The organism is Mesorhizobium sp. M0208 (assembly GCF_040322015.1).
Lineage (GTDB): Bacteria > Pseudomonadota > Alphaproteobacteria > Rhizobiales > Rhizobiaceae > Mesorhizobium.
The window spans coordinates 22,723-49,333 of sequence record NZ_JAMYSP010000029.1 but is presented as its reverse complement, the minus strand read 5'-3'; the positions used below and the strand labels follow the sequence as shown (position 1 = coordinate 49,333).

27 protein-coding genes and 1 pseudogene are annotated in these 26,611 nt (G+C 62.4%); 12 read left to right on the top strand and 16 right to left on the bottom strand.

Going from position 1 to position 26,611, the window contains the following annotated elements; all coding sequences use genetic code 11:
* Nucleotides 1-62: 62 nt before the first annotated feature.
* Nucleotides 63-482, bottom strand: a complete 420-nt coding sequence (locus NKJ17_RS24515) for a VOC family protein (protein WP_254819430.1) — start codon at nucleotides 480-482, stop codon at nucleotides 63-65.
* Nucleotides 483-699: 217 nt separating this feature from the next.
* On the opposite strand from NKJ17_RS24515, the gene NKJ17_RS24510 reads away from it, so the two are divergent.
* Nucleotides 700-1,902: an MFS transporter gene (locus tag NKJ17_RS24510; RefSeq protein ID WP_352507135.1), complete on the top strand. Its 1,203-nt coding sequence runs from the start codon at nucleotides 700-702 to the stop codon at nucleotides 1,900-1,902.
* Between the two features lie 121 nt (nucleotides 1,903-2,023).
* On the opposite strand, the gene NKJ17_RS24505 is transcribed toward NKJ17_RS24510, so the two are convergent.
* Entirely contained in the window at nucleotides 2,024-2,926 is a 903-nt protein-coding gene (locus NKJ17_RS24505; protein ID WP_352507136.1) for a sigma-70 family RNA polymerase sigma factor, read from the bottom strand.
* Between the two features lie 204 nt (nucleotides 2,927-3,130).
* Here NKJ17_RS24505 and NKJ17_RS24500 point away from each other — a divergent pair, with 204 nt between their 5' ends.
* The 6 genes from NKJ17_RS24500 to NKJ17_RS24475 all read left to right on the top strand — a co-directional run bounded on the left by NKJ17_RS24500 (nucleotide 3,131) and on the right by NKJ17_RS24475 (nucleotide 10,230).
* On the top strand, nucleotides 3,131-4,537 hold the full coding sequence (locus tag NKJ17_RS24500) for a DHA2 family efflux MFS transporter permease subunit (protein WP_352690351.1): 1,407 nt from the start codon (nucleotides 3,131-3,133) through the stop codon (nucleotides 4,535-4,537).
* Nucleotides 4,538-4,763: 226 nt separating this feature from the next.
* On the top strand, nucleotides 4,764-5,099 hold the full coding sequence (locus NKJ17_RS24495; protein ID WP_352690348.1) for a hypothetical protein: 336 nt from the start codon (nucleotides 4,764-4,766) through the stop codon (nucleotides 5,097-5,099).
* Nucleotides 5,099-6,292: an acyltransferase family protein gene (locus NKJ17_RS24490; protein ID WP_352690345.1), complete on the top strand. Its 1,194-nt coding sequence runs from the start codon at nucleotides 5,099-5,101 to the stop codon at nucleotides 6,290-6,292. Before NKJ17_RS24495 ends, NKJ17_RS24490 begins: the two co-directional genes overlap by 1 nt.
* 2 nt (nucleotides 6,293-6,294) lie before the next feature.
* Entirely contained in the window at nucleotides 6,295-7,398 is a 1,104-nt protein-coding gene (locus tag NKJ17_RS24485; RefSeq protein WP_352690342.1) for a glycosyltransferase family 2 protein, read from the top strand.
* A 48-nt stretch (nucleotides 7,399-7,446) separates the two neighbouring features.
* Nucleotides 7,447-8,433, top strand: coding sequence for a glycosyltransferase family 2 protein (locus tag NKJ17_RS24480; protein WP_352475738.1), 987 nt, complete (start codon nucleotides 7,447-7,449; stop codon nucleotides 8,431-8,433).
* 9 nt (nucleotides 8,434-8,442) lie between these two features.
* Complete coding sequence (locus NKJ17_RS24475) at nucleotides 8,443-10,230, top strand: ABC transporter ATP-binding protein (protein ID WP_502905729.1); 1,788 nt, start codon at nucleotides 8,443-8,445, stop codon at nucleotides 10,228-10,230.
* Between the two features lie 853 nt (nucleotides 10,231-11,083).
* Here NKJ17_RS24475 and NKJ17_RS24470 read toward each other — a convergent pair.
* On the bottom strand, nucleotides 11,084-13,282 hold the full coding sequence (locus NKJ17_RS24470) for a sensor domain-containing diguanylate cyclase (RefSeq protein WP_352690340.1): 2,199 nt from the start codon (nucleotides 13,280-13,282) through the stop codon (nucleotides 11,084-11,086).
* A 300-nt stretch (nucleotides 13,283-13,582) separates the two neighbouring features.
* On the opposite strand from NKJ17_RS24470, the gene NKJ17_RS24465 reads away from it, so the two are divergent.
* Nucleotides 13,583-13,804, top strand: a complete 222-nt coding sequence (locus NKJ17_RS24465) for a hypothetical protein (protein WP_254819423.1) — start codon at nucleotides 13,583-13,585, stop codon at nucleotides 13,802-13,804.
* A gap of 112 nt (nucleotides 13,805-13,916) precedes the next feature.
* A complete protein-coding gene (locus NKJ17_RS24460) occupies nucleotides 13,917-14,624 on the top strand; it encodes an SOS response-associated peptidase (RefSeq protein ID WP_352690338.1) in 708 nt (235 codons plus the stop codon).
* Here the strand turns inward: NKJ17_RS24460 and NKJ17_RS24455 are convergent.
* Together NKJ17_RS24455 and NKJ17_RS24450 are read right to left on the bottom strand one after the other, a co-directional pair.
* The gene (locus NKJ17_RS24455) at nucleotides 14,621-14,881 is read right to left on the bottom strand and encodes a hypothetical protein (protein WP_023677293.1); all 261 of its coding nucleotides are present in this window, start codon (nucleotides 14,879-14,881) and stop codon (nucleotides 14,621-14,623) included. The genes NKJ17_RS24460 and NKJ17_RS24455 overlap by 4 nt on opposite strands.
* A 3-nt stretch (nucleotides 14,882-14,884) precedes the next feature.
* Nucleotides 14,885-15,145 carry a hypothetical protein gene (locus NKJ17_RS24450; RefSeq protein WP_254819421.1) on the bottom strand — a complete coding sequence of 87 codons (261 nt, stop codon included), beginning with the start codon at nucleotides 15,143-15,145 and terminating at the stop codon, nucleotides 14,885-14,887.
* A 136-nt stretch (nucleotides 15,146-15,281) separates the two neighbouring features.
* Here NKJ17_RS24450 and NKJ17_RS24445 point away from each other — a divergent pair, with 136 nt between their 5' ends.
* On the top strand, nucleotides 15,282-15,461 hold the full coding sequence (locus tag NKJ17_RS24445) for a hypothetical protein (protein WP_352507146.1): 180 nt from the start codon (nucleotides 15,282-15,284) through the stop codon (nucleotides 15,459-15,461).
* 48 nt (nucleotides 15,462-15,509) lie between these two features.
* Here the strand turns inward: NKJ17_RS24445 and NKJ17_RS24440 are convergent, their stop codons facing one another.
* The 10 genes and pseudogenes from NKJ17_RS24440 to msuE form a co-directional block, all read right to left on the bottom strand.
* Nucleotides 15,510-17,297, bottom strand: coding sequence for an ATP-dependent nuclease (locus NKJ17_RS24440; RefSeq protein ID WP_352690336.1), 1,788 nt, complete (start codon nucleotides 17,295-17,297; stop codon nucleotides 15,510-15,512).
* 332 nt (nucleotides 17,298-17,629) lie between these two features.
* Nucleotides 17,630-17,728, bottom strand: a pseudogene (locus NKJ17_RS24435) (BA14K family protein); the annotation flags it as partial.
* A 266-nt stretch (nucleotides 17,729-17,994) separates the two neighbouring features.
* Nucleotides 17,995-18,144, bottom strand: a complete 150-nt coding sequence (locus tag NKJ17_RS24430) for a hypothetical protein (protein WP_023677295.1) — start codon at nucleotides 18,142-18,144, stop codon at nucleotides 17,995-17,997.
* Between the two features lie 3 nt (nucleotides 18,145-18,147).
* Nucleotides 18,148-18,477: a DUF2934 domain-containing protein gene (locus tag NKJ17_RS24425; RefSeq protein WP_352507148.1), complete on the bottom strand. Its 330-nt coding sequence runs from the start codon at nucleotides 18,475-18,477 to the stop codon at nucleotides 18,148-18,150.
* 123 nt (nucleotides 18,478-18,600) lie between these two features.
* Nucleotides 18,601-19,230: a BA14K family protein gene (locus tag NKJ17_RS24420; protein WP_352507149.1), complete on the bottom strand. Its 630-nt coding sequence runs from the start codon at nucleotides 19,228-19,230 to the stop codon at nucleotides 18,601-18,603.
* A gap of 168 nt (nucleotides 19,231-19,398) precedes the next feature.
* The gene (locus NKJ17_RS24415; protein ID WP_502896216.1) at nucleotides 19,399-20,169 is read right to left on the bottom strand and encodes an ABC transporter ATP-binding protein; all 771 of its coding nucleotides are present in this window, start codon (nucleotides 20,167-20,169) and stop codon (nucleotides 19,399-19,401) included.
* Between the two features lie 32 nt (nucleotides 20,170-20,201).
* On the bottom strand, nucleotides 20,202-21,200 hold the full coding sequence (locus NKJ17_RS24410; protein ID WP_352507151.1) for an ABC transporter substrate-binding protein: 999 nt from the start codon (nucleotides 21,198-21,200) through the stop codon (nucleotides 20,202-20,204).
* A 57-nt stretch (nucleotides 21,201-21,257) separates the two neighbouring features.
* Nucleotides 21,258-22,106: an ABC transporter permease gene (locus tag NKJ17_RS24405; RefSeq protein ID WP_352690332.1), complete on the bottom strand. Its 849-nt coding sequence runs from the start codon at nucleotides 22,104-22,106 to the stop codon at nucleotides 21,258-21,260.
* 40 nt (nucleotides 22,107-22,146) lie between these two features.
* Nucleotides 22,147-23,511 (bottom strand): LLM class flavin-dependent oxidoreductase, encoded by a 1,365-nt coding sequence (locus NKJ17_RS24400; RefSeq protein WP_352690330.1) that lies wholly within the window; start codon nucleotides 23,509-23,511, stop codon nucleotides 22,147-22,149.
* Nucleotides 23,512-23,563: 52 nt separating this feature from the next.
* The gene (gene msuE / locus NKJ17_RS24395; protein WP_352507154.1) at nucleotides 23,564-24,121 is read right to left on the bottom strand and encodes an FMN reductase; all 558 of its coding nucleotides are present in this window, start codon (nucleotides 24,119-24,121) and stop codon (nucleotides 23,564-23,566) included.
* A gap of 307 nt (nucleotides 24,122-24,428) precedes the next feature.
* On the opposite strand from msuE, the gene NKJ17_RS24390 reads away from it, so the two are divergent.
* Nucleotides 24,429-24,638 (top strand): hypothetical protein, encoded by a 210-nt coding sequence (locus NKJ17_RS24390; protein ID WP_352690328.1) that lies wholly within the window; start codon nucleotides 24,429-24,431, stop codon nucleotides 24,636-24,638.
* A gap of 32 nt (nucleotides 24,639-24,670) precedes the next feature.
* Here NKJ17_RS24390 and NKJ17_RS24385 read toward each other — a convergent pair whose 3' ends face one another.
* Nucleotides 24,671-25,963 (bottom strand): Nramp family divalent metal transporter, encoded by a 1,293-nt coding sequence (locus NKJ17_RS24385; RefSeq protein ID WP_352690326.1) that lies wholly within the window; start codon nucleotides 25,961-25,963, stop codon nucleotides 24,671-24,673.
* Between the two features lie 233 nt (nucleotides 25,964-26,196).
* Between NKJ17_RS24385 and NKJ17_RS24380 the strand changes: the two genes are divergently transcribed.
* The gene (locus NKJ17_RS24380; protein ID WP_352690323.1) at nucleotides 26,197-26,502 is read left to right on the top strand and encodes a hypothetical protein; all 306 of its coding nucleotides are present in this window, start codon (nucleotides 26,197-26,199) and stop codon (nucleotides 26,500-26,502) included.
* The last annotated feature ends 109 nt before the right edge of the window (nucleotides 26,503-26,611 follow it).

Sequence of the window (26,611 nt, the reverse complement as noted above, 5' to 3'; positions counted from 1 at the left end):
CAAGCACCCAGGTTTGGCAGAGACCAACCGTGCCGGCCGGTGCGAACCACCTTTACCGGAAGCTAGAAGGTGATCTTCACTGAATCGGCGCTGCGTTTGGCCGGGCCGTGGTGGACGGCCTCGATATTGTTGCCGTCGGGATCGAGCAGGAAGGCGGCGTAATAGCCGGGATGGTAGGATCGCTCGCCCGGCGCACCATTGTCGGTGCCGCCGGCCTCAAGCCCGGCCTTGTAGAAGGCTTCGACCATCGCACGGTCCTTTGCCTGGAAGGCAAGGTGATGGCGCCCGGTCAGCTTTCCCAGGGCCGCCGGGCTGTCGGGGCTGGAAATGAACAGTTCGTCGGCCCAAAAATAATCATCGCCGGCGCCACCGATCGGTATGTCGAGCACGTTGAGAACAGCCTCGTAGAAGCGGCGGCTGGCCTTGAGATCCCTGACCACCAGGTGGAGGTGGTCGATGAGACGGCCGCGATGAAGTTCCATACCCGATAGCTCCTGATGGCCAGGCTGGAAATCTAGCTCGGGACGATGCACGGTCAATGCATTGGAGCAGTTGAGCGGCGCAATTTTCTGACTGGATAAAAAATGCAACCGGATTGTCGGATTCAAAACATCTCCAACGTCCTTCGGACGCAAGCGGCTCGGCGAAGCTCGAAAAAGTCGTGCCGTATCAACGCTTCCGGCATGGGAGAAAATTGAAATGAGCCTTCCCTATCGTTGGGTTATCGTCGCGGCTGGCGCGCTGATGACCTGTGTCGCTCTCGGGGCGATGTTCTCACTGGCGATCTTCCTCGAACCGATGGCGCTCGACACACAATGGTCGCGCGCCGGCATATCGAGCGCGATGACGCTGAACTTCCTGGTAATGGGCCTCGGCGGCTTCGCCTGGGGCGCCATTTACGACCGCTTCGGCGCCCGCATCGTCGTCATGACCGGCGCCGTGCTGCTCGGCCTGGCGCTGGTGCTGGCCAGCCGCACCGGTTCGCTGCTCGTTTTCCAGTTGGCCTACGGCGTGCTCGTCGGCCTCGCGGCAAGCGCCTTCTTCGCGCCGATGATCGCGCTGACCTCCGCCTGGTTCGAAACGAACCGCAGCCTCGCCGTCTCGCTGGTCTCGGCCGGCATGGGCGTGGCGCCAATGACCATCTCGCCCTTCGCGCGCTGGCTGATTTCGGCCTACGACTGGCGCACCGCGATGTTCGACATCGGCATAACCGCGTGGGTGCTGCTACTGCCGGCCGCGCTTCTGGTGCGCCAGCCGCCCAAACCCGCGGCCGACGACGCTGCCCCAAGCGTTGCCGCCGAGGGTGCCGGCATGGCCGTTCCGCAGGCGCTGCGCTCGCCGCAATTCATCGTGTTGGGACTGACCTTCTTTGCCTGCTGCGCGGCCCATTCCGGGCCGATCTTCCATATGGTGAGCTATGCGATGCTGTGCGGCATCGCGCCGATGGCAGCGGTCAGCATCTACAGCATCGAGGGCCTGGCAGGGCTGGGTGGCCGGCTGCTTTACGGCGTGCTCGCCGACCGGCTTGGCGTTAAGCCGGTGCTGATCACCGGGCTGGCCATACAGGCCGTGGTTATCGCCGCCTATCTGGCGGTCAGCGAGCTTGGTCAATTCTACACGCTGGCCATCATCTTCGGCGCCACCTATGGCGGCGTCATGCCGCTCTATGCGGTGCTGGCGCGCGAATATTTTGGCCAGCGCATCCTCGGCACGGTGTTCGGTGCCGTAACCATGCTGTCCAGCCTCGGCATGGCTTTCGGCCCGCTCGCCGGCGGCATGGTGTTCGATGCCTATGCCAGCTATTCCTGGCTGTTCATCGGCTCGGCCCTTGTCGGGCTTGGCGCGATGGCGATTGCGATCGCCTTCCCGCCGCTGCCGCGCAGGGAGTTGCAACCGGCTTAAAGCAGGATCGGCGGAAAAGGGCGGCCGCTTGGATGGCAAGCGGCCGCGATCCAAAATAGCTGGTGCGTTTCCAAGGAAGCGGGCTGGCTCGTGCTCGGTTCGATATTCTGAAAGAGAATTGCTATGCTTGCAGGGCCACCACCTCGGCGCCATCAAGCGTGTAGCGCGCATAGCGGAAATCGCGAATTCTCGCCAATCTGTCGCCCGCCCATTCCAGCAGGATAAAGTATTTTGCCCCTCCGGCCGGGTCATCCGGATCGATCACAAGAATGGCTGGGTGCCGATCGACCAGGCCTGGAAGCAGTTGCCAATCGTGGATACCCGCGTAATTGTGGAAGTATCGGCCCACTTTCGCGCGGCCGCTCGCCCGGAGCCGGTTGACGAGGTCAAGCCGCACGTCCTCGGCCAGCATGTCGCGGATCGTATCGAAGTCGCGGGCGTTGAACCGCTCTACATAGGCTGCCAGACGCACTCGTTCGGGCTCGGCCAACACCGGCACAGGCCGGTCGTCAGGCTCGCCGGCGACCTCGCGCAGGCGCAGACGGCCGCGATGCAGTGCGGCTTTTACCGCTGGAACGCTGCTGTCGATAATGTTGCCGATCTCTTCGATCGTATAGCCGAGCACATCCATCAGGATGACGCTGCTACGCTGCGCCGCGGGCAGCCGCATGAAGGTCTGCAGGCTTGCGGCTGCAGTGTGTCGGCCCTCGGCCGACATGCCGGGGTCAGGTATCATATCGATATCCTCGACGGCATGCGCGGCATCCGCCCTGGCGCGACGGCGCAGGTGGTCGAGCGCGGCATTGTGCGCGATGCGGAACAGCCAGCCCTCGACATTGGCTATCGGCCCGCTCCCGGGGAACGCCTCGAGCGCCTTGACCGTAGCTTCCTGAACGACATCCTCGGCATCGATCACCGAACCGGTCATGCGGGCGCAGTAACGGTGCAGTTTCGGCCGCAATTCGCCGAGCAGCCGGTCAAATGGCTCCCGTCCTTCTGGCGTGCCGATTGCGGATCCGGTCATCGCACAAGCGTCGATTTCATGCGTATCTCCCAGGCAGGGCGCCCGCCATCGCGGGCAGCGTCCTATAGACGCTCGACGATGGCAAAAGGATTCGGTCGAAAAAAACTTTCTTTAGCTGGAATCCTTTGGTGGTGCCTCCGCGTCACTGGATCACGGGCCCGCGAGACTGGCGGGCCATCTGTTCAAGCCTGAGGCGTCATAATCATGAGCAAGCAAAGTGCGGGGTCAACGAAGGTCTGGGTTCTCGCCCTCACGTCGATAGGCTCCTTGATGGTCGTTCTCGATGCGATGGTCGTGGCGACCGCATTGAGCACGATGCGGGTCGAACTCGATGCCTCGCTGGAGACGCTGCAATGGACGATGAACGCCTACAATTTGAGTTTTGCCGTCCTGCTTATGACCGGGGCGGCGCTCGGTGACAGGTTCGGCCGCCGCCGCATCTTCATCGCCGGATTGGCGCTGTTCGTCGCAGCGTCGGTTGCCTGCGCGCTCGCTGGAAATGCCGGATTGCTGATTGCGGCCCGCGCGGTTCAGGGCGCGGGTGCCGCAATGGTCATGCCGCTGGCCATGGCGCTGCTGAGCGTCGCTTTTCCTCCGGAGGAACGAGGCAAGGCGCTGGGTATCTTCAGCAGCATCACCGGCCTGGCCCTGATCATCGGTCCGATGGCCGGCGGTGCGATCTCCGAAGGCCTCTCCTGGCACTGGATCTTCTGGCTCAATGTTCCGGTCGGCATCGTTCTCATCCCGCTGGTGCTGCGTCGGATTCCGGAGAGTCACGGGCCGGGCACGGCAATCGATGTCCTCGGCGTCGTCCTGGTAACTGCGGCGGCATTTGGAGTGGTCTGGGGTCTGATGCGCGGCAACATCGTGGGCTGGAGCAGCTCTGAAGTGCTGTCGGCGCTGACGGCCGGGCTGCTTCTCGCCATCGCATTCGTCCTTTGGCAGTTGCGTACCCGTGAGCCCATGCTGCCTTTGCGGTTTTTCCGGGCGCGCGCATTCTCCTCGGGCGTAGGTGCGAACTTCCTGCTCTGCGCCGCCATGTACGGCCTCGTATTCCTGTTGCCGCAGTTTCTGCAGTTTTCCCAGAGCCGTGGGCCGCTCGGCGCCGGCATGGGATTGCTGCCCTGGACCGCCACGCTTTTTGTGGTCGCACCGATCGCCGGCAGCCTGATCAACCGCGTCGGTGAGCGCTGGCTTGTGGTGGCCGGATTGATCCTGCAAGCGGCCGGAATGGCCTGGCTGGCGCAGATCGCAGCACCTGATTTGCCCTACATCCAGCTCGTCGCGCCGCTGATCATTACCGGCGCAGGCGTATCGATGGCCATGCCTGCCGCGCAGAACGCGGTGCTCAATGCGGTTGCGCGGCCGGAGGTCGGCAAGGCTGCCGGCACGTTCAACACGTTCCGCTTTCTTGGCGGCGTATCTGGGATCGCGATCGCCGGTGCGGTGTTCGCCGGGACCGGAAGCTTCGCGTCCACCGATGCGTTCAGTGATGGCTTCACCTCGGCAATCGACGTCTCCGCTCTGCTCTCGCTCGCCGGTGCGCTCGTCGGAATGGGGCTGCCGGAGCGTCGCACAGTGGCGCTCGCGAACGCGAGCAAGGAGGCGTAACCCGGAGGCGGGAAGCTTGCGCGTGAGTGGGTCCCGCGAAGCAGCCCCTCCTTCAACACGCCTTCCTATTGGCCCGGCGGATGCGAGGGTGCCGCTCGCTATGAGGTCCCACAGCTGGTCGGCGCTCAGGTGCCTGGGGGATCCATCATAGGCCACGCGTCCGAGGCTGAGGACCACGATCCTGTCGGCCAGCGCCCGCACCGTGGAGAGATCATGCGCGACGAGGATGACGCCGGTGCTGCCGGCGGCGATCGAGCGGACGAGCTTCGCGGCGGCGGCGAGCATGTTGCATCGCAGCACCCCTGCCGCCGAAATTGGTCGGCCAAGGCAGGGTGTGAAAATCGTCAAAAATGGACAATTCGGGCTGGTTCCTGCTGTTTCTTGTGCTTTATTAGTAGCGTCTCACGTTCCTGTTTCAAATGTGTCAACTTTTTGTGTTGCGTTGCACAATGGTGGCCCTATTCTGGGTGAGGGGGGCGCTACCGATTGGAAATGCGCCGTGAACGACGCCGCCATGTTGACCGATTGGCAGTTTCGCCGTCCCGCCGGCGTACGCCGCTAATGGGAAATGCGCGCGACACCCAATTGGACGCGCTGAGGGCCATCGCCGTGACGATGGTGCTGTACGCCCACTTCTTCGCGGCCGGAGGATCCTCGTTCTGGGGCCATATTGGCGTGCGCCTGTTTTTCGTGCTGAGCGGCTTTCTGATCACGCGACTGCTGCTGGAAGCCAGAGCGGCCGCCGAATTCGAAACCGGACCGGCGCTGAAATCCTTCTATATCAGGCGGGCGCTGCGGATATTCCCGCCTTATTTCGCCGTGCTGGGTTTCGTCTGGCTGGTGGACCTGGAGCAGTCCAGAGGGTCGCTGGCCTGGCATGCGCTCTATCTGTCGAACTTCTGGTACGCATCGCAGAATGAATGGACGCCCTGGCTGCTCTGCCATTTCTGGAGCCTGAGCATCGAGGAGCAGTTCTACATCGCCTGGCCGCTGATCATCCTGCTGGCGCCGCGCCGGCGCCTGGAATCGATCTGCATCGGCGTTATCGCGCTGTCGCTGGCCTATCGCTTTTATTGGCCGATCGCGGGAACGCCCAGCCTGGCGCGCGACCTGCTGCCGCCGGCGTCTATGGATGCACTGGCGTCAGGCGCGCTGCTCGCCGCCTACCGGTCAAGAGCTGCTGGCTTGCCGCAATGGCTTCGAGTTGGCTGGCCGGGGCTCGCTGCGGCGTTTTTCGTTCTGCAGTGGTTTGCGCCGACGCCTGCAAATCCGGTGCAGGAATGGGGCCTCTGGCTGCTGTTGCAGATCCTGCCTGTCGCGCCGCTGGTGGTCATCGTTGCAAGCTGTTCGAGGGGCATTGGCGGGCGCGCCGGAAAACTTCTCGAACTGCCGCCGCTGCTCGGTTTTGGCCGCATCAGCTACGGCGTCTATCTCTACCATCCCATAGTGCTGGCGCTGGTCGTCAAATCACAGCCGTGGATCCCGCTCAACGTCTCCGAGCAAGGGCCGGGGCGGTTCCTGTTGGCGGGAACGGCAACGCTCATGCTGGCTTCGGTCTCGTGGCTGCTTTTCGAGAAGCCACTCAACAGCTTCAAGCGCCACTTCCCCTATGTTGCTCGAAGAGGCCCAGGCGCCGCCCCAGCAGGCATCGACGTGGGCAATGCCGGATGGCTTGCGGCCGGAGCATATCTGGGTGGACCGCCTGATCGCCCCTCACGCTTGCCACGCAAGCTGCAACGAACCGATCGGGGCTGATCATGGCTGCTCCCTTAGTCTCCGTTCTGCTGCCGATCTACAACGCGGGACCTTATCTGGCAGCTGCGCTGGGCAGCACCCTGCGCCAGGATTACAAGCATCTTGAGGTCATCGCCATCGATGACGGCTCGACCGACAACTCGCTGCAGATCCTGCGGAAATACCGCCAGGCCGACAGCCGCATCTCGATCGTCTCCCGCGAAAACCGTGGCCTGATCGCAACGCTGAATGAAGGCCTGGCCATGGCCCGCGGCGATCTGGTCGCCAGGATGGATGCCGACGACATCGCCTATCCCCAACGCCTGTCGCGGCAGGTAGCACTGTTCGACCAGCAGCCTGACCTCGCTCTATGCGGCGCAAGCTTCGACACCTTGCTCGGCAACCGCATCGTCAGGGGGGCGCCCGATCCGATATTCCAGGACAATAGCCTGCGCATATTGTCGATGTTCTTCACGATCTTCATGCATTCAACGGTCGTTTATAACCGGAAGGTCATCGAAGACGGCGTTCTATTTTATGACGAGAGCTACAAGCACGCCGAGGATTTCGACCTGTTCAGGCGGCTGACCGATCGCTACCCGGCAGCAATGATCCCCGAAAGCCTCATCGCCTATCGTATCCATGACGACAGCGTGACCAACAGGCACAAGCGCGAAATGCGCAGGACGCATTTGAAGATCGTCGCCGAGAACCTAGAGCGCGAAGGGCTCGCACAAGAGACGCAGGACCTCCGCGCCATCGGTGAGGTCCTGTCGATGGAGACGATTCGCCGTGCCGCCGAATGGATCCTCGCGCTGGAAGAAAGGATTGCCGCGCTGCCGTCCGAGACGAGGCCGAGCTACCAGGCCGGCACGCTGAACCTGTTCTATTTCCTCTATCAGCTGATATCGGGAGAAAGACAGCCGCTGCTGATGCACGAATTCCTGACACGGACGGCGAAATGGAAACTCATCCGGCGCCGCGAGCAGTACGTGTTTCGCACCGGTGCTTTCGCGCCGGGCTTCAGTCTCGTCTCGATGTCGGTCACCAGGCAGGTGGATGCCCTGTCGCGGTATCTGCAGTCCGTGCCGGCCGCGGCGGTTTTGCCTTCGAACCAGTTGAGCTAGCAACCCATGTTCGTCAAATCGCACCAGCTCCAGCAACGCGGCCGCTCGATGATGCCGGCGGCCATGTCGCCGCGGCCGCAGCAAGGACCGGTGCCGGCGGTCAGCTTCATTGTCTGCACCCGCGACCGTGTCGCCGTACTCGAGCCCTGCATCAGCTCGATCCAGGCCGCGTGTCGTGCCCATGCCGACTTTGCCGCCGAGCTGGTGGTTGTCGACAACGGCTCGACCGACAGCACGGCCAAACGGCTGGCCAGCATCGCCGAACTGTCGGACATCCCGTTCACTGCCATTTGCGAGCCGCGACCCGGATTGGCGGCCGCGCGCAACGCCGGGCTGGAGCGGGCGCGGGGCCGCGTGCTGGTCTTCGTCGATGATGATTGCGCGGTCCACAAGGATTATCTGCGCGATCTGCAGCGGCACTATGCGGCCGGCGAACGGGTCATCCGCGGTGGCCGCGTCGAGCTTGGCGATCCCCGCGACCTGCCGTTCACCATCAAGCGGTCACCGGTGCGCGCGCGGCTCACGCCGGATGTCCATCCTGGTGGCTTCGTGCTCGGCTGCAATATGACGATGCACCGCGATGTTGCCGCCCGCATCGGGCGTTTCGACGAACGCTTCGGCGCCGGCGGCCCGCTGCGCTCGGCGGAAGATACGGACTATCTCGTCCGGGCGGTGCTGCTCGGCATTCCGGTCGAATACGTGCCCGACATGACCATCTATCACCATCACGGCCGGCGCGACCGCAAGGCCATCGAAAAGCTGCATCGCGATTACAGCATGGGCAATGGCGGGCTTTGCCTGAAGCATATCCGCCACGCGCCGTGGCTGCTTCGGCATTTCTACTGGTCGATGAGGGCAGCCTTGCGCGAACTGAGGAAAGGCCCGCTGTTCGACCGTGAACTCAAGCTGTCGCACTGGCCGATCATCGGCATGAATCTGCTCGGCGCGGCCAAGTTCGCGGTGCTTTTGCTGGCGAAATCGCCAAAGACAACGGAGATGCGACAGGAGCAACAGGCAAATGCCGAGGCGAGGTGATCCGCTATCATGCGACTGATGCCGCCCAGCCTGCCGATGCTGCGTCGCGCGCTCGGGCAAAAGCAGTTGCGCCTGCTTCCGGCCGTGGTGGTGCTCGGGCTGCTCAGCGCGGCACTTGAAGGCTTCGGTATCGGCCTGATCATCCCGTTGCTGAACATAATCATGGGGCAACAGGGGCAGACCGGCATGGCCGGCTTTTCCGCCGTCTTCCAGCATGTCGGAGCGAGCCTGAGCGAGCGCGACCGGCTGATCGTCATATCGGTCGCCATCCTCGGCTCGATCGTGCTGAAAAATCTGTTCGCCTACGCCAACACGCTGCTGACCACCTTCATCTACGGCAAGGCCAGCCATTCGATCCGCAGCGCGCTGTCGGAGCAGCTGTTGCGGGTAGGCTATCCATTTTTCCTGCAGCAAAGCCCTGGACGGCTGCTCAACATCATCTCCAACGAATCCTGGCGGGCCTCGGATGCCATCCAGATCACGCTGGGTGCAATCGTCAACGCATCGGCCGCGATCATCCTCCTCACCTTCCTGCTGCTCCTGTCGTGGCAGATGACGTTGCTGGTCACGCTGGGCCTGGCGCTGGTGCAGGTCGCGCACGCCATGCTGTCCGCCAATCTGAAGGCGCCGAGCCGCAGCGTCGCCTCCCGTAACAGCCAGCTCGCCTCGCAGATGCTGCATCTGGTGCATGCCGGGCGGCTGATCCGCATTTTTGGCCAGGAGCAACGCGAGAAGGCGGCATTCGACCAGGCGTCGGATGCGGTGCGCCGGGCGGCGTTCGTGCTTTTGACCCGTCAGGGAGCGTTGCCGCCGCTGACCGAGGTTCTGCACGCCATGCTGTTCCTGGCGGTGGTGATCGGCGCCTGGTTCGCCAATGTTTCCTTCCCGCTGATCGTCGCCTTCGTCATCCTGCTCTACAGGCTGCAGCCCTATATGCGGTCTTTGCAAATGGCCTGGAGCCAGCTGCAGGGCCTGAGCGGATCGCTTGAAGAGGTGACGTGGATGCTGGACCCATCCGGCAAGCCCCAGCCGCCGCAAGGTGACGCGGCGTTCCCCGGGCTCAGCCAAGGCATCAAGTTCGAGGACGTCACCTTTACCTATTCCGGCTCGGAGCAGCGCGCGGTGGTGCTGCATGCGGCGAGTTTCGATATCCGCAGCGGTCGCTCGACCGCGCTGATCGGCCGGTCGGGCGCCGGCAAGACGACGATCGTCAACCTTTTGTGCCGCTTCGTCGAACCGGATAGCGGCAGGATCCTCGTCGATGGATCGCCGCTGGACCGCATCGACCCCAGCCAGTGGCGAAAGCACATTGCACTTGCCAGCCAGGAGCTGGAACTGGTCGACGGCACGATTTTCGAAAACATTGTCTACGGCCAGGACGCGGTCTCGGCCGACGATGCCGAGCGCGCGGCAAAACTGGCCGAAGCGCATGGCTTCATCGAGCACCTGCCGCAAGGCTACAGGACCGTCGTCGGCTACCGCGGCGTCAATCTCTCGGCGGGACAGCGGCAGCGGATCGCACTGGCCAGGGCCCTGGTGCGCGATCCCGATATTCTCATCCTCGACGAAGCCACCAATGCGGTGGACGGACTGTCGGAAGCGGCGATCGTCGAGACGCTGAAGTCGCGCGCCGGCCGCCGCACCACCATCGTCATCAGCCATCATCGCAGCACCATCTCGTTCTGCGACGACGTTGTGATCCTGAGCCACGGCCGCGTGAAAAAGCAGGCACCCTTCGCCGCGCTGGCGACGCTCAGTATGGACGAGCTTTACCAGCACGAGGCGCTGGAGGGCTGAGGGCGACCCCGCTGCGCGCGCTGTGAGGTCGTCTCGAATGTCAAGCTAGGTCAAGCATCTCAGGGGTGAGGAAGACCTCCGCCATGCTTCTCGGGAGGATTTCTGGGGTGATGAGTGATCCCGAGCTTACCCGCTTTCGATCTGAAGCATACAGAACCAAGGGTCCGCCTGCCAAATCCAGCAATGGCAGGCGGACCCTAATCAGCGCATGAAGGGACTGATTCTGCGCCGATGTCTCCTCGAGGAGGTGACGCCATCAACTGAAGACGGGCGCAGTTGTTCCCGAAACTGCCTGTGCACGGGACCATTGCGCAGGCAGGTCAGACTTAGGTCCCTGCGAACGGGCATCGCTGGCTGTGAGTGAACATCGGATCGGCTCGGTGGTAGCGAAACTTCGTCCGGAGATGGATGCAGCCATCGGGTTCCGGGGCATGCGGCTCGGCGCTGATCATGGGCGTCGATCGATCCCCGCACGGCTGATGCGGAGGGCGCTTGCATTCCCTGCGGAATGCGCATCCAATCCGGCGCCAAGTGAAGTTGTCCAGGCGGTACAGGGCCCAGCGGTCATCAAGCTGTTGCTAATATGCAGCACAGGCAGCGCTCTATGAACAGCGTCGCTTGGAACCGCTACCTCCGGCCAACCGTTGGTGTCACAATGACAAAATAAAAAAGTGAGGCTGACGATGGACCCGCGGCAAAACAACACGTTGGAGATCTGGTGTCTTGCAGCCGTTCCGCTGTCACTGCTCCTTACGGTGCTATTAGCCGGATTTATTCTTTAGCCGAACCCAACGAGGCGGGCTTGGCCTTCCTGCGAACGTCGCTTGGCAATCAGCGGCAAGATGGCGTACGGCTATTTTTTGGGAGCCGTTACCAACTGGATTTGTCGCTCGCCGGGGGCGCTGTTGCGCGCAACCACGACCCGATCGCGACCCTCACCCTTGGCCTCGTAGAGCGCATGATCCGCGGCATTTGTGAGTTCGGCCCAGCCCGCTCCGTGGTCAGGGTAAGCGGCCACCCCGAACGAAACGGTAACAGTGCCCAGCGTCCTGCCTCGATGCGCCAGGTGAAGCTGTCTGATTGCCTGGCGCAGCGCCTCCGCCCGCTCAGCACCCTCTTCAAGCGAGCACCCCGGCATCACAAGGGCGAATTCCTCGCCGCCATAGCGCGATACGACATCGCTATCCCTGGCATGCTCGATCAAGGTGGCGGCAACTTGCTTCAACACCAGGTCACCGGCCTCGTGGCCGAACGTATCGTTGAACTGTTTGAAATGATCGACGTCAAGCATCATGACGACCAATGGCTGACCCGAGCGCTCCATTCGGCGCAGTTCACGGCTGCTGGTCTCCTCGAGATACCGTCTGTTGAACAGACCGGTATTCGGATCGCGGATCGATTGCTGCCGCAGCGTCTCGCGCAGGCGCAGATTGGCCAGCGCCAATGCCAGCGTGTCGACGACGCCGCGCAGGATCTGCTGCCTTTCAGCCAGCCATTGCGGTTTGTCCGCCGCATTCGGTTCACACAAATGCAAGATGCCCAGTGTTTCGCCTTGCGCCGCCAGCGGCATGCAGACGTAACCCTTGCCGCCATTCTCGGTGATATGGGCGCAACGCGGCGACAACATGCCCGGGCCGGCGACATGCTCCTGGCCGCGCCGCAACGCCCAGCAGTCTTCCGGCGCAAATTGGCCAGCGCTCGACCGGACGGCGCCCCAATGCGCTACCTCTTCCACCAGGTTACGCGAGGCGCTGGTCAGGTGGACGGTTCCGCTTAAGCCGCCGAGGAACTCGGCCATGGCGGTGCCGACCACTGAAAACGCTTCAGGAAACGTAACGCAGGCCTGCAGCAGCTCCCCCAGCTTCACCAGACGGGACGTTGTTTCCGACTTCTCGTGCAATTCGCGGTTCAGCCCCGCCAGCTGATCGGCACGCTCGTTCACAACGCTCTCCGCGCGGCGCAGTTCGCTGATGTCGTTGAGCGTGAGGACGAGGCTTCCGTCCGACTTGCTGAGCGGACTGCAGCTCGCGATCACCGGCAAATGCGAGCCGTCCAATTTGGTCAAGCGCACTTCGCCCTGGTGTTGGCGGCCCGAGGTCAAGGCCAGCTCGATGGGAGACGTCCCGGCGGCGAATTCGTCGCCTTTCGGATCACGTATCGTCATGACCGAGCGCCACTCCTGGCCGACGATCTTGTTGGCGCGCCGCCCGATCATCGAGACCGCCGCGGGATTGACGCTGGCAATCCGGCCATCACCGTCGAGGACGGCAATGCCTTCAGCCGCCGTCTCGACGATATCCTCGATGTGGGCCCGCGCCGATTCCAGCTCGGCGGCCATCATGTTGAAGCCGTGCGCCAGCTGCCCGAACTCATCTTTGCCGGTGTAGCTTACACGCGTCATGGCATTGCCTTTGGCCAGCGATTCCATGCCTCCCATCATGCCAGAAAGGCCGGTACCGAAACGACGCAGCAGTACAGCGGCGAATCCCGCCGCAACCAGCATGGCGGCTGTCGCGCTGAGGCCAACCAACCAAAGCATGTTGCTGGTGCGCCGTTCGGCATCGCCTAGCAACGGGTCGTATTCCAGGAGCACGGCACCGATGATCGTGTCCTCGGGATGTTCGATCGGAACGACCAGCATGTCGTTGGCCTCATGAGCATCCTCAAACCTGCGGGAGATGCCATCTTTCAGAGTCTGGCCGACTTCATCGCCGGCGTCGTGATCGAACTTGTCGCCGACCTTGTGGTCCTCGTCGGAAGCGTGGGCCAGAAGGACCTTGTTGCGATCGACGATCAGGAAATCCCTGCGCGAACCATGGTGCTGATGCTCCAAAAACTCCCGGAGCGCGTCGGGTCGGTCGAACAGCGACGGCGCCCCATCGGATGACCTGAACACGATCGTGTTGGCCAGTTCGCGCGCGACATTGGTCGCTTCGGTCAATCCCAACGCCCTGATCGCCGCCATCTGCGTAAAAATCGCAACGCCGCCGACCACCCCGATCAAAGCCGCGGCGGCCATCATACTGAGAAGGATCTGGCTTTTGATGCGCACGTCACAGGCCCACTGAGAACGACAGCATCATAGATGCCCGATCAAGCCAGCATTTCATTTCCCGCCTTTTATTACCAAATGCTTATCAACGTCCTAACAATTAGCCTGCCCGAAGGCCGGGTTTCGATCGGGTCGGTACGCGGCGCTTGCCCACCGGACCCGGTGCGAGGCTGCACATCTGACCTCGCACAGCCCGGTACGTTTCTTACACAATCTCTGATTGGTGGACTCGCCCGACGCCATCGACGTTAATTTTGCGTTAGCGACAGGAGGGGGGAGATCGCTAAAGGGAGGAAGAAAATGAAAGAAAACTACGATCTGACGATCGACTACGACGACGACGAGCCTTACGACAACAAACCCTACGATCTGGTCACATTCGCGAGAAAGCACGGGCTCAACATGCGAGCCGCCGAGCTTCTCCTTTTCGCCAAGGGTCCGTCCCGAGCGGCCTGCGATGCCGCGGCCAGGGCTTTTCTCGCGGCAGTCGCCGCACAAGCTATGAGACAATCGGCGCGGTAGGTCTCACAAAACCATTGCTGACACGGCCTGCCGTGTCAGCAACCCGACGGACAGCGCTGGAAATTCCGGGCCGTTTCCAACAAGATGCCTGAGCATCCGGGAACGGCCTGAAATGTGCAATCTTTACAATATCACGACCAGCCAGGAGGCCATTCGCCAGTGGACCCGCGCCTTGCGCGATATACTCGGCAATCTCGAACCCTCCATCGACATCTATCCCAACCAGCCAGGCCCGGTGGTGCGCAATGCGCCGGACGGCGAACGCGAATTAGCCAATCTGCTGTGGGGCATGCCGACGCCACTGGAGCGGGTCAAGGGCAAGGCCGACTACGGCACCACCAATATCCGCAATCCGCAATACGGCCACTGGCAGCAATATCTCGGCATCGCGAACCGCTGCGTGGTGCCCGTCACCAGCTTCGCCGAGCCCAGCCCGACGCCCGGCGACAAGGACCCCGAGACCGGCATTCAGCGCAACTTCTGGTTTGCACTCGGCGAGGACCGCCCGCTGTTCTTCTTTGCCGGTCTGTGGACGCGCTGGCAGGGCATTCGCAAGGTCAAGGACGGCCCCGCCGAGCACCAGGTCTATGGCTTCATGACGACCAGGCCCAACGCGCTGATCGCGCCGATCCACGACAAGGCAATGCCGGTGATCCTGACCACGCCGGAAGAAACCGAGACCTGGCTGACGGCGCCATGGTCGGGGGCAAGACACCTGCAGCGCACGGCGCCCGATGATGCGCTGGTGATCGTCGAGAAGCCGGCGACGCAGATCAAGTTTCCGCCGCCGGCACCGCCGGCGCAAGGCTCATTGTTTTAGCGCTTGAACTTCTGCAGCACCCAGATGTAGCCCTTGGGCGGATGATCCTGGTCGATGAACTGCGTCTTCACCGTCGTGTCCTTGCGGCTGCATCGCTTGCACCTGAACCTGATCGCTTCCAGCGGTTTGTTCCAGCCCACCACCTGTGCCACGTCATTCGCCCTGAAGCGCCCGACGTGGTAGCAGTGGCCGCACTCCACGATAAGCAGCATGTTGGCCTTGGCGGCACGCCCAACGCTGTCCATCGGCCCGGCCATGGCTCATTTCCGGGTCGAGTAATCCTCGGGGAGGGGAAGCAGGCCAAGCTCCGCCATCCGGTAATCGGGCTCCTTCTCCGCGACGCTGGCCAGCACCTCGTGCAATTTCTCGACAAGCCCGCAAAGCTGCCAGAACAGCTCGCCATGCGCCTTCAGATGCAGCTGCGACGACAGCACCGTCCGGCGCAGGCTCAAAGCGTCCCTGATGATCGCCTCCGCATCCCTCGCCGACAGCCTGTCGAACCGGCTTTTTCGTCTGCCCATCGCGGCTCTCCTCGATTTGTGAGCAACCGCCCCGCCTACTGACAAATAGGAAGGCATTCCTCGCCAAGTCAATTCGCTCTTGACATTTTTGTTCCCGTTTTGTTCAATTTGAACAGAAACTATCGGAGGCATCGCCATGGATCACATCGTGACGCTGGACAGCCGCCAGGAGGCTGCGCTGCAGGCCATCGCCGACAGGTTCATTGCCCAGCACCAGGGCGATGCGGTGAAGGCGCTGAAGGAGATGATTGTGCTGAATGGGCATTTGCAGGAACGGCTGGATGCGGTGGAGAGCCGGCGTCGGGCGAGAGGCTAAGAGTTGCCGAAATGCGCATCTCAGCAGAGCACCGATCCATCTGCATTCTCAGGCCGCTGCTACAGACTTTGTGCTGATTCTGAACAAATCAAGCTCATTTAATAACGTAACCATGTCGGTTGGGATATCATCCTTATTCATCTCATCAATGATACGAGAGTCTGTCAGGGTAATACCATATTGATCTTTCACCCGCTGTCGATATTGACGAAGGACCTCCTTGCCCGAAACCAGAGTCATCCTTGAACCAATACTAGCCCAGCGAGCCTCGAACGAAGAGATTACGGGCTTATAGATGCTCGACGCGTCGTCGCCTCTTTTGCGAAAGAACTCAAGACGCCGCGCCATCAACTGAGAAAACACGTCGTCCCTCATCGGCCGAGTTATCGCGTCTAAAATGGCTTCTGAGGTCACCTCTTCCGAACTGCGTAATTCCGACGTATCTCGACGCACGCCGAGAGTCCGGTACACAGCTCGATCAAGAGCCGATGGGACAAGAAGATAATTTTCTATCTCCTTTCGTTCAAGCACTCTCGCCAGTAGAAGGCCGGCATCGAGAGTTTCTACCACATCAGCGATTTGTTCCTCGCAGAAGTAATCACGATCGTAGATCGCCCCTATCATAAGCGGAGCACCAAGTGCTTCGGCGATGCCCGATGCAAGGATTGTGATCTTTTGCCAAGAGCCAAAGCCTCCCGACGCCAAAGGGATAATTCCAGTGCCTGAACTCAACTCCTGCATCCCGATCTTACGTGCGAGACGCCGAAGTAGCCGGAAATCATTGAGGCCCTCGACAAAGAGGATTCTACGGCTCTTCGCAAGCGCGGTGAGAGTTATGTTGTGAGAGGAGCCAACAGCATCAAGCGCACGCTGAATACCGGATATGTTTCGTATGCGCTCTCCAGATTGGCGGTGCTTGTCGATCATTACGATCTCACTCGGATCGGCCTCGGCAATTATTTCACTCGAGTGAGTGGCGATCATTACGTCTGCCCCGGCGTCCCGCATAATGCCTAGCAGTTGGCGTTGGACATCGGGATGTAGGTACACTTCGGGCTCATCCACCACGATGAGAGAATTTTCGGTCGCGCGAGATAGGTGTGTTAGGAGTTGGCACCATATCTGGAAGCCAAAACCGACCCAATATATCTCTCTGGTTATCCGGTCCTCCAAGCAGAACATGCTCAGTTCTCCGGAAGCATAGTCATACTCCGGGGCACTGATTTGCATTCCTGGCCACGTTCTTGCGACAAGCTCCGAGAACGCATCAAATCCGTCTGGAAAAAAATGCCAGTAGCTTCGAAAATGTCTCGATGCCCGGTGGGTAGACAAGCCGGAGACGACAGTGCTGCGCTCCCGTTTCTTTTCTCTATGTTCAACCGGCCCAAGGACGGGCACAATTATCAAAGAAATTGGGAACTCTCGCTTGAACTCTGATGCGCTTTTGACCACGCCACCATCGACAAAAGGGAGAAAGACACAGCCGCCATCTTCAGGAAAGACCAATGCAAGCGAGTTCCCATTGCTCAGTGAAAAGGTTACGCGCGCTTCAGCCCCGTTGTAGTCAGTCTGTACGTTCTCCAGAGAAATCGGAACGCTCTCTTCGGGGAGGCGGTAGCCGATATAGGAATTGTCGCCGACATACACGCGACTGGGCGGTCGAGACCAGGCGAAACGTATTGCTGCATCGAGTGTCCGAAGAGCTCCGATCAAGGTGGACTTGCCCGAGTTGTTAGGCCCAACAAGAATATTGATCTCGTTTATCGTCAGCGTGAACCGGGACAGGGCCTTGAAATTGGAGAACTCAATCCGCCTTATACGCGCGCGTTTCTGCAAGAATGCCCCCTGATTTGCGCCGGTAGCTTATATGACGAGCTTAATAAGCCAGAATCCTTTTCTGCCACTGCGGCATGGCAGAATCGACGATTCTGTCAATTTGCGTCTCTCCTAGTATCCTCTTACGAACGCGGTGGTAAGACAGGGCTCTCTACTCGAACGGCCTCCGTGTCCGCCCTCACCTCCCCATCATGACCGTGAGGCGCAGGTCTGGCCTCCCGCGTCCTACAAAACGAACTGAGCGGCACTTTCCTCCGCTTTGCGGAAGGTCCGGCACATAGACAGGACCTCAAATCCCCGACAGGCGCGCACTGGATGCTGCCCAGCGCGTGCTACTCGCACTGCCGGCGCGGCCCCCCTGAATAGGGCTGATAGCTGTTGTCTTCCGGCCGATAGGAGCGGTAGCGGCTGAAGCAGTATTGCACATGGTCGGATCAGAACTCGGCGGCGCCGGGTTCATCTGATGGCGGGTAACTCTCCACCGACGACGTATCGCTCGCCTCGACCTAGCTGCCGTCATCGGTGATGTCGAGTTAGGGCGAGATGCAGGGGCGCTGCTCTCCGCTGTAGGACGTGTAGTGTCGTCCCTTGGCCTGTAGCAGCGGTAATGGGTTCGCGACGGCTCGTGAGGGCTGGAATTCAGGTTCCGCCGGGCATGCCGCGCGACTGGCTGGCGGGCACCGGCCACCAACGCCCCTCAATGCCTCTTGAAATACTGCACCTCCCGTTCGTGCTTCTCGGCGGCCTCGCGGGTATCGAAGGTGCCGAGATTGCGGCGCTTGCCGGTCTTTTCGTCCTTCTTGCGCGAATAGAGGCGGTATTTTCCGTCTTTGAGTTTTCTGATCATCTGTCACTCCCTGAGCCGCTGCTTCCCCTTGAGGTTGCGCGCGGCTTGTTCGATCGCCGCCCTGTCGTTGCCCAGCCTGTCGATCAGTTCCTGCGCCTGTTCGCCCGATATGCCGGTGCGCACCGCCAGGGCCTCCACCGTCAAGACGTCGGAGCTTGCGACCTCGCGGGTTTCCGGCAGGGCATCGCCTGCCGTCAGCGGCAGGGCTGCCTCCCTGTCGATCTCGGCCTCGGCCCGGTGCCAGTGCCGCTCGGGATCGCCATGGATCCCGCCTTCGCGTTCCCAGATCTGGTATGCGCGCTCACGAATCTTGTCGTCCCGGTCGTCGCCCATGTTGATTTCTCCTTTGGGTATCGGATGAACGCCGAGCCAACCCGAACGATCCAAGAAATCTGCGTGATCGTTGGTCGCACAAGGCGCCATGCACTGCGGCCGCCGGCCACCTCCCGGCCCGCGCTACTCGCACTGCCTCCGCGGCCCCCCAGAATACGGCTGATAGCTATTGTCTTCCGGTCGGTACGAGCGGTAGCGGCCGAAGCAGTATTGCACGTGATCGGATGAGAGCTCGGCGGCGCCGGGTTCATCCGATGGGGCGTAGCCCTCCACCGACGACGTATCGCTCGCCTCGACGTAGCTGCCGTCATCGGTGATGTCGAGATAGGGCGAGATGCAGGGGCGCCGTTGTCCGCTGTAGGATGTGTAGCGGTTGTCGCCTGGCCGGTAGGAGCGGTAGCGGCTGGTGCACCATTCGACATGGGCGGCGGGTAGCGTCTGCTGCTCTTCCACCGCCGGCTTGATGGAGCCGGTGGTGTCGGGTGTCGAAGCTGCGGCGGTATCGGCGGGTCTCGCGGTGCGATCAACTTCCGAGGTGCGAACGGGAACCGGGCTGGCCGGGAGGCGCTCGAGGCGCTGCGAGGCCGGGTTTACCGGGCGCGGATCCTTGGCCCACAGTTCGGCGACGCTGGAGACCGGGGCGGGCGGCCGCACCGGCTTGGCTATCAATAGCCAGGTGGCGAAGGCGAGACCGCTGGCGAATACGGCGAGCGTCAGGACGAAGCCGCCAAAGATTGCGAACAAAGCTTTCATGCCGCGCTCCTTTGCCTCCCGGTTAAGGAAATGCCGAGGCGGGGAATCCGGTTCCAGGAAAGAGCGTAGTGCAGGGCACTCGAAGGAAGGCCCATCTCCGTCTCGGCTTCGCCGAGACACCTCTCCCCGCTTCGCGGGACGCGGGATCCAAGCCCTCTTAGGCGGCTTTCAGTGCAGCCCGAATTCGCGCAGTAGTTCTTCGCGGTAGCGTACGAAGCGGCTTTCGCTGCGCTCGCGCGGGCGGGGCAGGTCGATGTCGATCAGCCGCGCCGCGCCGCCTTTCTCCTTGGGCAGGATCAGCACCCTGTCGGCGAGGTAGATCGCTTCCTCGAGGTCGTGCGTCACCATTACCATGGTGACGTTCTCCTCGCTCCAGATGCGCGCCAGTTCCTCCTGCATGCCGATCTTGGTCATCGCGTCGAGCGCGCCCAGCGGCTCGTCAAGCAGCAGGATTTCGGGCTGCACGGTCAGCGCGCGGGCGATACCGACGCGCTGCGCCATGCCGCCCGACAGCTGCCTTGGAAACGCATCGCCGAATTCGGCGAGGCCGACGAGCGCGATGTAGAAGCGCGCCCGTTCCTCGGCCTCAGCCTTCGGCACGCCGCGCACTTCGAGGCCGAAGGCGACGTTGCCGAGCACCGTCAGCCAGGGCAGCAGGCGCGGCTCCTGGAAAATCACCGCGCGCTCGGCGCCGACGCCGTGCACCGGCTTGCCATCGATGGCGACGCCGCCGCTGTCGGCCGCCTCCAGTCCGGCCAGGATGCGGAGCAGCGTGGTCTTGCCCGATCCGCTGGCGCCGACGATGACCAGGCATTCACCCGAGCGGATGTCGAGATTGAGGGTCCTCAGCACGGCAAGCGAACGCCTGCCGATGCTGAACGATTTGGACAGGTCGCGTATGCTGACCTCACCGCCGCTTGTGCCGCTCATCGCGCTCATCTCCCAGCTGATTGTCTTGCCGGTTGGCCTTCTCAGTTGGTCTTGGTTTCGCCGGGCCGGTAGAGGATATCTGCTGCCTTCAGCTTACCCTTTGGCAGGCGGCCGTCGCGCTCGAGCACGCTGACCCAGAAGTCGATGTCGCGGTCCGTCGCCTTGGCCCCCTGGCGCAGCCCGAAGCCGGTCCAGTAGCGCGCCAGCTCGCCGTTCTCGCCGCGCTTATCGAGGATGTTTGCCAGCACCTTGCGCGCCTCGTCGGGGTTCTGCAGCGACCAGTCGGAGGCGCGCGCCGATTGCTCGACGAAATTGCGGGCGGCGTCGGGATGCGCGGCGATGAAGTCGCGCCTGAGCACGACGAAGCCGCCGGCCAGCTCGCCCAGCACGTCGGTGTCGTTGAACACGCCGCGCACGCCGCCATTGTCGACCAGCGCCCCGGCAAACGTCGCCTGCCAGTAGCCGAGCGCCGCGATGTCGACCTGGCGGGAGCGCAAGGTCTGCTCGAGCTGCGGTCCGGGTACGACAACGAGATTGGCGGCGTCCGGAGACAGGCCGACGCTGTGCAGCGCCTCGCGCACGGTGTAGTCGAGATGGGCGCCGAGCGTGTTGACGGCGATGGTCTTGCCGGCAATGTCGGCGATCGATTTGATCGGGCTGTCGTCCAGCACGTAGAAGACGCTGCGCACCTTGCTGTTGATGCCGTTGCTCGGATAGACGGCGACGAAGTCGTTGCCGCCGGAGATCGAATTGATCACGGCGGCGGTTGCGGCCGAGCCAATATCGACGCTGCCAGAGGCGAGCGCAAACAACGATTCCGGGCCGCCGCCGGAATAGCCGACATTCTCGATCTCGATACCGAGGCCTTTGAAATAGCCGAGCTCGCCGGCCAGCTCATGCGGAGAGATGCTGCCGCGGCTGGCGAGGGAGCGGAACTTCACTGGTGCGGCTTCGGCAAGGGCGAGGCGCGGCAGGCCGGCGGCGAGAAGGCCGGCGGCGAAGGGCGCGCCAGCAAGCAGGGAACGGCGGGAGATTTTCATGGTCCGGGTCTTTCCTGATTTGAGTTCTGGCCTGGTTGAGATTGATAAAGGCGGTGGTCAGTCGACGGCATTGCTCCAGCGGCAGAGCCGCCGCTGCAGGCTCACCAGTGCCTGGTTGGCGATCAGGCCGAGGCCGGCGAGGATGACGATTGCCGCAAACATCAGCGGTATCTGGAAGTTGTACTGCGCGTTCATCACCTGGAAGCCGATGCCCTTGTTGGCGCCGATCATTTCGGACGCGATCAACAACAGCAGCGCCGTGGTGGCGCTGAGCCTCAGCCCAACGAAGATCGAGGGCACGGCGCCGGGCAGCACGACGCGACGGAAGACGGTGAGCTGCCTGGCGCCATAGACGCGCGCCATCTCCAGCAGTTTCGGATCGACTTGCTTGACGCCGCCGATGGTGTTGAGCAGCAGCGGAAACAGCGTCGCCCAGAAGATGACGAACACCTTGGAGGCTTCGCCGAGCCCAAGCAGCAGGATGAACACCGGATAGAGCGCCAGCGCCGAGGTCTGGCGGAAAACCTGCAGGATGGGATCGAGCGCGGTTTCGACCGTGCGCACCTGACCCATGAACAGGCCAAGCGGGATCGCGACCAGCACGGCGGCCGCGAAGGCGAGACCGGCGCGCTGCAGGCTGATGGCGATGTCGCCGAGTAGAGTGCCGCCGGCCAGCCCCTTCCAAAGTGCCGCGACAATCATGTCGATCGGCGGCAGCACGGCCGTGTTGACCCAGCCGGCGCTGCTCGACACTTGCCACAGTGCGAGGAAAGCGATGAGGACGCCGTAGCGCGACAGGAAGCGAATTCCCGCCCGGCCGCCGAGGCGCAGGAAATCCGTGCCGAGGCTTGTCGTGCTGTCACGCGTGCCGAGGCTGGCGGCCTGTCCGATGTGCTGCAAGGTCATCGTCGTGCCTCTCGCTTCGAGGGTAGTGGGCTTCGTGGAATTATTCGGCGGCCAGCACGGCCGAGCGCGCGCCGGTCCACGGGTTTTCCGGCCGCCTGAGGCCGAGGTTCTCGCGCAGGGTCCTGCCTTCATAGGCGGTGCGGAACAGGCCGCGGCGCTGCAGTTCGGGGATCACCAGCTCGACGAAGTCGTCGAGCCCGCCGGGCAGCCAGGGCGGCAGGATGTTGAAGCCGTCGGCGGCTTCGTTGCCGAACCATTCCTCCAGCTGGTCGGCGACCTGCGTGGCGCTGCCGATGACGGTGTAATGGCCGCGGGCCGTCGCCACCCATTGATAGAGCTGGCGGATGGTGAAGTTGTGCTCGTCGGCAATCTGGCGGATCAGCGCCTGGCGGCTCTTCATGCCTTCGGTTTCCTTGCTTGGCGGCAGCGGGCCGTCGAGCGGATAGCCCCTGATGTCGAGCGTCTGGCCGGCCAGCCCGTTGAGCAGGGCGACGCCGTCTTCGGGCAGGATGAGATCGTTCAGCTGCTGGTATTTGGCGCGCGCTTCTTCTTCGGTGCGGCCGACGAAGGGCGCTACACCCGGCATGATCAGCACCTGCTCGGGATCGCGGCCGGCGGCCGTCACACGTGTTTTGATGTCGCGATAGAATTCCTGCGCCGACGCCAGGTTCTGATGGGCGGTGAAGATGACTTCCGCCGATTGGGCGGCGAGCTTGCGACCGTCTTCGGATTGTCCCGCCTGCACCACCACCGGGTGCCCCTGCACCGGGCGCGGCACATTGAGCGGACCCTTGACGCTGAAATGCGCGCCCTTGTGGTCGATGTCGTGGAGCTTGTCCTTGTCGTAGAAGCGCCCCGATTTCTTGTCGCGGATGAAGGCGTCGTCCTCCCAGCTGTCCCACAGCGCCTTGACCGTCTCGACGTGCTCATGCGCGCGGGCATAGCGCTCGGCATGGGCAGGCTGCGTATCGCGATTGAAATTGCGCGCGGTTTCGTCGCCGGCCGAGGTCACGACATTCCAGCCGGCGCGGCCATTCGACAGATGATCGAGCGAGGCAAATTTGCGGGCGAGCGTGTAGGGCTCCTCGTAGGTGGTCGAGGCGGTGGCGATGAAGCCGAGATGCGTGGTGAGCGGCGCCAGCGCTGCAAACAGCGTGACCGGCTCGAAGCCGGCGATCTTGGCGTTGCCGCCTTCGCGGGCGCCGAGGCCGACCGTCAGATTGTCGGCGAGGAAATAGGCATCGAACAGGCCGCGCTCGGCGGTCAGGGCAAGCTGCTTGTGGAACTCGAAATTGGTGGCGCCGTCGGCCGGTGCGTCGGGATGGCGCCAGGCGGCGATATGCTGTCCGCCGCCGGGAAGGAAAGCGCCAAGTTTGATTTGCCTGGATTTGGTGGATCTGGTCATCGCGGCGTGCTCCTGGGTGGATCGGGGAGTGGATCTCGGGTCAGTGGTGCGTTCAGGCGGCAAGGCCGACGCCGTAGGGCACCCCGGTCACCCGGCATGCCTCGGCGACCGCTTGCCGGGTGCGGGCGTGGATGGCTTCCGACACCAGCACGCCATTGGCAAAATCCTTCTCGGAGGCGTAGATCGCGGTCGGCACGGTCAGCGCCTCGAAGAAGCCGAACAATGGCCGCAGCTGGTGCTCGACGATCAGCGAATGGCGTTCGCCGCCGCCGGTCGCGGCAAGGATGACCGGCTTGCCCCTCAGCGATGACGGGTCGAGCAGGTCGAAGAAGTGCTTGAAAAGCCCGGTATAGCTGCCTTTGAAGGTCGGCGAGCCGGCCACCAGGATGTCGGCGCCCAGCAGCCGTTCGACGATGTTGCGCGCCGCCGGGTCGAGGTCGCCGAGGCGCCTTGCCTGCGGCAGGGACGCGCCGAGATCCTCGATGTCGAAGACGGCTGCGGCCGCGCCGATGCTTTCGGCGGCCTGCCCGACAATGTGGCTGATGAACGCCTTGGTCTTCGATGGCCGGGTCAAATTGCCCGACAGCCCCACCACGAGCTTTTTCGACATTCCTGGCTCCCTGTCCAAATGATCTATGTTAGTCTAGAGAGTTTGTAGAATTAAAAGAGCGAGAAAATTTCAAAGGTAGCGCATTGAGCGAACGGAGTTTGCGGAACACCGGCCGTAGTTGGTTCATTCAATGCGGCGTACTGCGCCGGCGCAAGCGCATCGACCAGCGGCGCAAAGGCCTGCCAGCACCTTGTCCCTCGGGCTGCGGTGAATCAGGCCAATTTGATTCAAATCCGGCTGTGGATATTTGCTTTTGGGTAAATCGAGGCGGTCATCTTGCCGGCCGGCGGGCAACAGGGAGAAGCCGATGACAAGCGACTTTGCCGCCGCACACCTCCATCTTGAACGAGCCAGCCATTATTTGAGCGGCGAGGACGAGACGAGCCGCACGGCTCGTGCGGCTGTGGATCTTCTGATCGATTCAATTGTCGCGGTGCAATACAAACGGCCGATGGGCGACGTAGTGGAATTTCCAGGACCGGCAAAGCTGGGACAATCCGTAAGCGGGACGGGTTAGCTCAACTGGCGGCGTCCCTTTGTCCTGCCTGATCACATGAACCAGGTTGCCACCAGGCCGATCGTCGCCGAGAAGATGGCGGCGGTCGTTGCCCAACCGAGTATGTTGGTGCTGCGGCTGTTCACCTGGTCGCCCATGATCCTGCGGCTGTTCGTCATCAGCATGATGAGCAGCAGCAAGGGCGGCGTCGAGAAGCCCTGAACTATGCCGGACCAGACCAGCGCCTTCATCGGATTGAAGCCGAGGAAGTTGAGGCCGGCGGCGATCGCCGTAAAAAATCCGATGGCGAGATAAAATTTGGGCGCCTCTCGAGCCCGGGCGTGCAGGCTGTTTTTCCAGCCGATAGCTTGCGCCACGTCATAGGCAGCGCCGGTAGTCATGACAGGAACCGCTAGGAAACCGACGCCGATCACGCCTGCGGCGAACAGGACGCTTGCGGCCTGACCGGCTAGCGGGCGCAGCGCCTCCGCCGCTTGCGCTGCCGTGTCGATATCGTGGTGGCCCGCCTTGTAGAGCGTAGCACCCGTCGACAGGATGATGAAATACATGATGAGATTTGAAAACATCATGCCGATGAGGATGTCCCGGCGAGAGCGACGGAGTTCGCTGTCGGTAGCGCCCTTCCTTTGCCTGAGCGTCGTTCGCCCCTGGGCAATCTCCTCCTCGACCTCCTCATTGGACTGCCACGTGTAGAGATAGGCGGACAGCGTCGTGCCGATGATGGCGACCAGGATCGACAGGAACTCACGGTTGAATTCGATCCGCGGAAGCAGCGTTCCGCGCAATACGGCCGCGGCGTCCGGCTTGGCCAGAAGGGCGGCACCGACATAGGCGAGCAGCGCCAACGCCAGCCACCGAAAGATGTTGCGGATCAAAGTATAGGAGCCGAAGACCTGGAGGGCGAAGATGGTGGCGGCGACGAACAGCACGATCAGCGGGATGGGAAGTGGCACGAACATGTTGATCGCGGCCGCCATTCCACCAAGATCCGCCGCTGCCTCGATGGTGTTGCCGACGAGCACACCCAACAGCACCGACCAGAGCAGCCACCGCGGATAGAAGTCCTTGATGACGTGGAACAATCCGCGCCCGGATACCTGACCAAGCTTCGACGACAGGTAGACGACCGCATACATCATCGGCAACGTCACCGGAGCCGTCCAAAGCAGGTCGGGTCCGAAGCGGGCGCCGGCGCTGGCATAGGTGCCTATCGCAGAACAATCGTCGTCGGCTGCGCCGGTTATCAGGCCGAGGCCGAGCGCTCGGCCTATGCCGCCTTTCCCCTCCTTCGGTGGGTGGGAATGGTCAGAACCGGCCTGCCTCATTGCGACCGGACCGGGTTGCGAACGAAAGACTCGGCCTGCCATGCAACAATGGTAAGGATCGGTCGGGGCGCTGGTCTCATTTTGCTTCCTTCAACAACTTGCCCAAACCCGGCGTGCCATGACTTGTTCCGACGACGGAGCAGGGTTTTGCCTCAGGCAAAAAAAGTTCGGGTTGACCGCTTCCGAGCGCGAAGCGACTATCCGTTCGAGGCGAAGATCGCAGGAGGAATGCAATGGATGAGCCCGGTCAGTGGCGCCACATGTCGAGCGCGCCAAGGGACGGCAGCAGAATCCTTGTCACGGTTCGGCCGTCCGAACAAGGTCCGGCCGAGGTCGACATGGCTTACTGGGCCCGCGCCGATCAGTTCGGCAGCGAAGGCTGGAGGGCTTCCGACTCTTCTCCGGGACGCATCGTCGAATATGCCGAACCGGAGCTGAAGTGCTGGATGCCGCTGCCGTCGGCCAATCTGAGCAAGGGTTCGATGCCGAGCCCCTGGGAGGAGGATGATGTCCCGCTGCTGGATGGCTCGGGGATCTGAGGTGAGCTGTCGCGGTCGCTACAGGACCGCGTTGGGGCCGAAGCTGCCGATCTCCCCCCTCGTGGGGGAGATGTCCGGCAGGACAGAGGGGGGCGCCGTAGAACGCCGA